This window comes from Sphingobium sp. CCH11-B1 (genome assembly GCF_001556865.1).
GTDB lineage: Bacteria > Pseudomonadota > Alphaproteobacteria > Sphingomonadales > Sphingomonadaceae > Sphingobium.
In genome coordinates, this window is the sequence record NZ_LSJY01000149.1 from 1 (window position 1) to 6,927 (window position 6,927).

Genomic DNA, 6,927 nt, shown 5'->3' on the forward strand with positions numbered 1-6,927 from the left:
TCCGTCCAATCTCCGCCAAGCATGCTCAAGCTTCACGATTTTTGCAACAGAGCCGGACCCAGAGCATATCGGCGTGGAGCGTGATCTCGCCCGACACGGCGGGCCCCGCCTTGTTGGAGCGGATGTCGAAGTTGCCTTCTTCGAGGCCGAGCGCGTCGGCAAGGCGTCGCATCGCGGCGCGGCCTTCGGAATGGAAGAGGCGTTTGGCGGGTTCGTCATAGGCGACTCCGCGCAGGGCGAGCGTCTTGAGCATGGGCCGGTTTCGAAGGTCCGCGATCCGGGCCATGCATTCTCGGCGCAGTTCGGCATCGGCGGGGCGATCAGAACAGACCTGCATGAGGTGGCGGGCGAGCAGGATGACGGCGGGATCAGTTTCGACCTCGATGCCGGCGTTGCGGCAATCGGTGATCGCCGCGTGGATGGCGTGGAGCGTGGTGCCGATGGTGGACAGGGCACTCGGGTCGAGCGCCTGGCCGTAGCGAAATGCCACATCATAGGTCATGGGGTTCTCCGGGAATCTCGAGCGGTTCCTCCGCTCGCGTCTCCGGCCCCCCTTCCCTCTCCCCGTCCGTGTCGCCGCGAGGTTGGCGCTCAGCGCGGTCGGTCACACCCAGTGCGCCGACAGGCGCGCGGCCCGATCGCGCGCGCAACATGGCCGGCATAGACACCGCAGGCCGCCCAATATGCCGCGAGCGGAGGTTTGCGGCTGCGCCAGCTCGCTTCAGCACGCTGCCTCGCATCCTGCTGGAGTTCGAGGAGCAGGTCGTGCAGCACGCCGCGTGTTTCAGGATCGAGCGCGCGCAGCCGTGCGACTGCGGGCAATGTGAGAATCGGATTGCGCACCTCGGCGCGGTTCGAGCGTGCGGTAACCCGCTCGGTGACGATGAAGGGTTGGGGCATAGTGGCTCCTCGGGCTGCAGGTGCTCACGCGCCTGTCGATCGCCCTTCCCCTTTTCCGTCTTTTCTTTGGCTGCGCGGCGGTCGTCCCGGAAGGCATCGTGCGCATCGGCCGTCGGGGCATGCTCAGCCCGTCATGCGCTCGCGATAGATGTCGGCAGCCCATTGCTCGATCCACGGGGCGGTGGTCTCGTCATGATCGAGGTCGCCGGATTCGATGAGTTCGCGGATTTGCTGCCGCGCTTCGGCAATCGCGGCCTCCCAGGGATTGTCGGGCGGCCCGGCATCCAGCGTCGGCGGCTGCATGGGAAGCTGGCGCTGCGGCTGGCGCAGGCGTGCATGCTGGGTGTGGACCCAGTGCTCCATATGATCGGCGACGACCGCGTCGGTCTTCGCGAGGTTATGGCGCCTTGCCGTGGTCCTGGCTGCGACCCCGTAAGCCTGGCTGTCGATCGAGGCGACGCGGTGGCGGAAGGCTGAAAGATAGGGGAGCGCTTCCCCTTTCACACCGAAAAGGTGCAGCCGCGTAAGGCGCGGGAGCACGCGGTCGAGATGATCGACGACTGCCATCAGACCTTCGGGCCCGTGGATAGGCCGCTTGCACATGGATCCGACGCCGACCAGTCCTGCCCGCTCGATCGTCAAGGATAGGGCCTCGGCGCAGCGCTCATAGTCGGACGGCAGGCGCCCCTGGATGACTGGCATGAAGGTGTCGAGGATCCCTTCGTCATCGCCGCGCAGGCGGCACTGGATATTGGCCCGGACGGTGCGCGATATGCGGTCGAGCACCTCGTCGCGGTCGCCGGCGACCTGATGCTCGACGCAATAGTCGAGGCTTGCCCACCAGCCGAATGGATAAGCCGCCGCAAGGCGGATATAATCGTCCACGGTCCACGGATAGCCGCCGTAGGTGACCATCGCGCTGAACCCGGCGCTGTCGAGGCAGAGGCTGTGGAGGCCCGCCGCGTTGGCGAGCGGGCGAAACGACCAGCCGGTCCATTCCCGCCAGCCGCGGCGTCTCGACCAGCGCGACAGGGCATTCGCCGAAATCAGGACGGGCTGCTGCAACCGCCTCGCCCGATCGAGCAGCTTGCCCTCGGACAGATGCGGCAGCCCGATCATGACCGCGATCGTACTCCGCTTGACCCTACCCGTGTTCATATTATGTTCCCCGCAAAAGGAGATTGCCGATGACCGATTCCGCCGCCCGCTATTTTGGCCATTTCGATCTGGACGTGACGCTGCGCGATGCGGCCCTGGATGAGCAGAACCGCCCGACCCGGCGGATGATCGCCAATGCGGCGATCGGCATGCATGTCGAGGACGCCTTTTATTCCGTCCGCGAACTTCGCGAGGCGGTGAGCTGGATCCACGAGGGCGAACAGGGCGGCAAGCGCAAGCTGGCCTCGATCCTCAGCAATCCGGCGGGCGATGACTTCCAGCGCTGTATCTATTTCTGCCTCGCGGGCCGCGGCGTGGTCGAGATGATCGATGATCTGATGTGGCTGGAAGAGCTGCTCGAGGCGCGCGGACGGATCGCGGGCGAGATGCATCGCCGCAGGGTCAAGGCCCGGCCGCTTGTTCGGCCCTATGTGGCGGACGAGCCGGATGGCCCGGTCGTGTCAACCTCCGAGGATTTCCAGCAGGGTCAATCCTGGTGGGCCGATCCCGGGCTGAACGCCTGAAGCACGCGCGGCCGGCGTTTCGGTCGGGCGCCGGCCCTTGGTTTACCCTTGGGCCGGCGCCGGTTGTTTGGTGCCCGCCCTCAGCGTTTGCAGGTTAGCCGCTCGCCGCGGCGCCACCGGGCGGGTTCCAGCCAGCTTCCGGCGAAGGCACCGGCGCGCTGCCGCTGCGCTTCGGTGAACGCCGCCGTGTAGCGCGCCGAGCGTGCGGGATCGGACCGCAGATACTGCGGCTGCGGAATGGCGAGCCCGGCGGAGATCATGACTTCGCCGAGGTCTCTGCCATCTATCGAGACGGTGGCGACCGGGCGGCCGTAGCTCGAGTGCGAAGAGAGGATGATCTGCGCGTCACCGCCCCCCAAGGTGCGCGCGGCGAGATCCTGCGCGGCTTTCCCGCATTCCCAGCAGGCACCGGCGCGTTCGCATAACTGATGCCTTTCGAAGGCATCGACGCCGAGCAGGCGGAAGTCGGTGGCGACCGTATCGCCATCGAGGGCGCGCGCCTTGGCGCTGAACGAGGTGTCCTCGGCGGCATTGCTGGGCGAGCAGGAGGCTGACAGCAGGAGCGCCAGGACGATAAGGCGGTTCATGCGACCATTTCGAGCACGATGAGGCCCGACGGCGCCGGGTCGGTCGACACACGGAAGGGTTGCAGCGGGTCCGCGGTGCACAGGATGCTGACCCTTTCCTGGGAATGATCGAAAATCCGGCCCGCGACGCGCAAGGCGTTCTCGCGGCTGCAGAGCAATCCGCGCTTTGACGACAGGCTGTTCCTTTCGATGGCGATTGTCATGACATGATCCACTTCATCATGAGGATATACGGATTGGTGCTCAGGCGAACACCGTCTTGTGGATTTTGGTGACGGGCACGATCGACCAGGCCCGCTCCATGAGCCGGCTGATCCGATAAAAGCAGCCGTTGTCCGGGTCGCGCAGCATGAGACTGCGTTGGCGTTTGCAGACCACGAACTCCTGCGCGACGTGGCCGTCGGTGAAGGTGACCGGCTGCTCGAGCCGGATGCGGTCGCCGTCCGAGAGCTTGCGTGCGCGCCGGGCGATGTTGGCGCGGCACCGTTCGCGCCAGTCGAGCGCATGCTTGTTGTCGGTCGGCGAGAGGAGGTCGAGGATGGAAGCGGGACAGTCGGCTTCGCACGGTCCCATGTTTTCGCTCAGTCGGGTAGGATTGGTGCTGCTCATGGAGTCAGCCCTGATCCCCCCGCCGAACCGCACGTGCAGCTTTCACCGCATGCGGCTCTCCACTGTGACGAACCATCACTTTGCCGTAGATCGGGCAGGCGGCCTCTGTGAGTATCCCAGTGGCATTGCTCGCACAGGACCACCGTCCTGCGGGCGCGTGCCACCTTCATTCTCACGACAAAACCGCGGTGCGAAACATCGGCCATCCCCCGGATATGGTGCACCTGACACGGAACATCGGATCGACCGCAAGCCTCGCATTGCTTGGCATTCTGACGATCAACCCAGTCCGTACGTGAGTGGGTGAACACCTGCGTCCAAGGCTGGATATCAATCCTGGACGAGGTGGCCGGATCACGTTTCAGATGAGCCAGTTTCCAGACTTTGACCGATCGGGGCTGGCCATCGACGTCGTAGCCGATGGTGAATTCCTGCCCCGTCCTCATGCGGGCCACGACCGCTCGCACATTGGTTTTGTGCTTGCTGGCCAAGGTCTTGAACAAGCTCCACCGCTGGAGAAACTCAAGCCTGTTCAGCTTGAAGCTCACATCCTTGGCGAGAGCATAGTAGTTCGCAAAACCCCGCAATTCGGCGTTGTAAGCTAGGACGATCTCAACGTCGCTGCAGCTGAGCAGCAGGCTACGATGACGCGGCTTCAACACCGACAGATCACCATAACCTTTTGCAGAAGCGAACGCGTGGACCTTCTCCCAAGGGACATGCAGCTGCATCACTTCCGACGGCGGCCTACGAAGGAAGCTGACGGAACCTTGTCGGCTCCGGACAACCCGTTGGCGTGTCGTATATGTGCGGACCTCATATCCAAGGAAGGCGGCTCCATCGCTCGCCTTGCGGATACCGCTTTTCTCCTCGGACACCGTGAGCGCCAGCGCCTCGGTCAGGAATGCCCTGACTTCGGCGAACACGCTTCGTGCATCCTCCTTGCTACCGATAACCCCAATCATGAAGTCGTCCGCGTAGCGACAGTAACGAAGTCGGCGATAACCGGGGTCCATCGCGTCTCTCGACGGGATGGACCGCTTTTGCGGCAGTAAGGTTTGGATTTTGGCCAAGGAGGCCGCAACCTTCACCTCGTCGACATTGTCTTTGGCCCGCAGCATGGTGACGCGCTTCCGTTGTTTCTGGATGCGCCCAGCCAGTCGCCCATATTCCGGGTTCGTGGCACGGACCTTCCCCCTCTCGAAAGCCGCGATCCGTTCCGCCATGAACATATCGAGTTCATGGAGGTAGATGTTGGCCAAGATTGGAGAGACGATACCGCCCTGCGGAGTGCCGCTGTAGGTCCGGGTGTGAACCCGGTCTTCCATAACACCCGCCTTAAGCATGCTGCCGATCAAGCCGATGAATTTCTCGTCATCGATCCTTTTCCGCAACAGCCGCAGGAGGATGTCGTGGTCGATGTTCTCGAAGAACCCCGCGACATCCACATCTACGAGCCATTTCACCCCCGTCCATACGGCTTTGACGTGTTCAAGCGCCGTATGACACGACCGGCCCGGCCGGAATCCATGGGAGGCGTTCGAGAACACCGGTTCATAGATCCGTTCGAGCAGTTGCCGCGCCACTTCCTGAACGAGGCGGTCGTCGCGCGTGGGAATGCCCAGCGGACGCCGTTTGCCCTTGCCTTTCGGGATAAACACCCGACGCACTGGTTTGGGATCATAGGTCCCTGCCGTCACGCTGGCGATAATCGGGTCGAGGTCTTCCGGTCCGAAGTCCGCGAAGGTCTCGCCGTCAATACCCGGCGTCATCGCACCCTTGTTGGATCCGATCTTCTGGAGCCCCTCCTCCCAAAGGAGGCGAGACCCCATCAGACGATAGAGTCCATTCACCCTTTTGCCCGACGCAACGAGCGCCGGAATGGCCTCCAACCGGCCTTTCACAGTTTCTGGCAGCATCAGCACACCCCATGATCGGTGGTTGAAGAATCACAGCTGCCGCCCTTCCCCCGGTCTTCCCCGCTTTCGGCCCGATCGCTCGAGACCTTATACAGTTGCACCGCCGCCTCCGAAGAGGTCGATGTCCCGGGCATTACCCCGGGCATTTGAGTAATATGGCGGCTCCGTACCCATGCAGGCCGGCAGAAGCCGCCTGTTTAGGGCATCCCGTAGTTACGCTGAATGGAGATGCGGCGCGGTTAGGTGTCCCGTTCGTCCACTAAACCCCTCGACGAGAGGCGCACCGGATGGGCTGAGAAACAGGCGGCCAAGACATGAGACCGCTGTCATCATCCGGACCTGGCGTGACAGTCGCTTTCGCCAGTATCGCTATATAGATTGCTGCAGACTGGGATTTAAGCAGTGTAGCCTTCACCATACGCACCTTGCCCTGACCGTCATCGCCTCCATTTGCGACTAAGACGCATCTGGCCTTTTCCGAACATGCTATTGTTCCCCGTCCCTTTCGGGATTTCAGACCTTGTGAGGCCCGAGGTTAGTCCGGCGAGCAGAGGCATTCTCAACTTACCTCATCATCACTGATACTCCATTTCAGCGCCGCAACGGCGCACTGTCCTTGTATCCAAATTGATGGCCATCGCGCGAGCGCGGGTTCCAGCGCACCAGGCAGACGACGGCAAAGACGCTTCCGGGAACGCCGGCGACCAGTTCCTGAGCCGCGGCGTAATAGGTGCGGTTCCCGGGACAGGAGGACGCCAGCACTCGGAGCCCGCGGGTCACGCCGTCGTCGAGCGTGCGTTCATAGGTCAGTTGCGCGTCGAGATAGGATTTGGCGGTCTTGTGGCCTCCCATCGACGTGAAGGGCATGAAAAGCCATCCCATGGGCGATCGTCCTTTCTGATGTTGAGAAACTGGCGCCCGAGAGCGGCTGAAGCCGGCGTCAGGCAGCGAGCGCGGGTGCCGGCGCGTCATCCTCGTGGCATTCGCCTTCAGCTGCGGCGCTGCCGAAGCTCTTGAGGTAGGCGAAGGCCTGCTCCGCCTTGGCGGCGGCATGGATGATCGCGGTCTTGTCGCCGCGGAGGATGCCGAGCCAATGCCCGACATAGCTCGCATGGCTGTCGTGCAGCACATTCGGCAGGCCCAGATCTGCGCAGCAGAGACCCGCCCCGATTTCTGCGACATATCCTGACAGTCCAGCCCCAATCTGACTTCCGACGTCAATTTTCCGGA

Annotated in this window: 7 protein-coding genes and 3 pseudogenes; 1 reads left to right on the top strand and 9 read right to left on the bottom strand. The window is 63.2% G+C overall.

The window, feature by feature from the left end; translation table 11 throughout:
* Positions 1–52: 52 nt before the first annotated feature.
* From AX724_RS15825 to AX724_RS15835, 3 genes and pseudogenes are all read right to left on the bottom strand, one after another.
* A pseudogene (locus AX724_RS15825) lies at positions 53–502 on the bottom strand (hypothetical protein); the annotation flags it as partial.
* Positions 503–591: 89 nt separating this feature from the next.
* Entirely contained in the window at positions 592–900 is a 309-nt protein-coding gene (locus AX724_RS15830; RefSeq protein ID WP_066768117.1) for a hypothetical protein, read from the bottom strand.
* A gap of 123 nt (positions 901–1,023) precedes the next feature.
* Positions 1,024–2,058 (bottom strand): deazapurine DNA modification protein DpdA family protein, encoded by a 1,035-nt coding sequence (locus AX724_RS15835; protein WP_066768119.1) that lies wholly within the window; start codon positions 2,056–2,058, stop codon positions 1,024–1,026.
* Positions 2,059–2,087: 29 nt separating this feature from the next.
* Here AX724_RS15835 and AX724_RS15840 point away from each other — a divergent pair, with 29 nt between their 5' ends.
* Positions 2,088–2,582, top strand: a complete 495-nt coding sequence (locus AX724_RS15840) for a hypothetical protein (RefSeq protein WP_066768122.1) — start codon at positions 2,088–2,090, stop codon at positions 2,580–2,582.
* An 80-nt stretch (positions 2,583–2,662) separates the two neighbouring features.
* On the opposite strand, the gene AX724_RS15845 is transcribed toward AX724_RS15840, so the two are convergent.
* The 6 genes and pseudogenes from AX724_RS15845 to AX724_RS24115 all read right to left on the bottom strand — a co-directional run.
* Positions 2,663–3,169 carry a thermonuclease family protein gene (locus AX724_RS15845; protein WP_066768124.1) on the bottom strand — a complete coding sequence of 169 codons (507 nt, stop codon included), beginning with the start codon at positions 3,167–3,169 and terminating at the stop codon, positions 2,663–2,665.
* Positions 3,166–3,372 carry a hypothetical protein gene (locus tag AX724_RS15850; RefSeq protein ID WP_066768126.1) on the bottom strand — a complete coding sequence of 69 codons (207 nt, stop codon included), beginning with the start codon at positions 3,370–3,372 and terminating at the stop codon, positions 3,166–3,168. Before AX724_RS15850 ends, AX724_RS15845 begins: the two co-directional genes overlap by 4 nt.
* A gap of 40 nt (positions 3,373–3,412) precedes the next feature.
* Positions 3,413–3,754: pseudogene (locus AX724_RS15855) on the bottom strand (DUF6927 domain-containing protein); the annotation flags it as partial.
* A gap of 20 nt (positions 3,755–3,774) precedes the next feature.
* On the bottom strand, positions 3,775–5,697 hold the full coding sequence (locus AX724_RS15860; protein WP_024018999.1) for a reverse transcriptase domain-containing protein: 1,923 nt from the start codon (positions 5,695–5,697) through the stop codon (positions 3,775–3,777).
* Positions 5,698–6,309: 612 nt separating this feature from the next.
* A pseudogene (locus AX724_RS15865) lies at positions 6,310–6,579 on the bottom strand (DUF6927 domain-containing protein); the annotation flags it as partial.
* A gap of 58 nt (positions 6,580–6,637) precedes the next feature.
* Positions 6,638–6,927: zincin-like metallopeptidase domain-containing protein (locus AX724_RS24115; protein ID WP_269454164.1), on the bottom strand; the 290-nt coding region annotated here is incomplete at its 5' end.

Coding starts and splice junctions, on each gene's coding strand:
- AX724_RS15830 (WP_066768117.1), bottom strand. CDS start 900: ATGCCCCAACCCTTCATCGTCACCGAGCGGGTTACCGCACGCTCGAAC.
- AX724_RS15835 (WP_066768119.1), bottom strand. CDS start 2,058: ATGAACACGGGTAGGGTCAAGCGGAGTACGATCGCGGTCATGATCGGG.
- AX724_RS15840 (WP_066768122.1), top strand. CDS start 2,088: ATGACCGATTCCGCCGCCCGCTATTTTGGCCATTTCGATCTGGACGTG.
- AX724_RS15845 (WP_066768124.1), bottom strand. CDS start 3,169: ATGAACCGCCTTATCGTCCTGGCGCTCCTGCTGTCAGCCTCCTGCTCG.
- AX724_RS15850 (WP_066768126.1), bottom strand. CDS start 3,372: ATGACAATCGCCATCGAAAGGAACAGCCTGTCGTCAAAGCGCGGATTG.
- AX724_RS15860 (WP_024018999.1), bottom strand. CDS start 5,697: ATGCTGCCAGAAACTGTGAAAGGCCGGTTGGAGGCCATTCCGGCGCTC.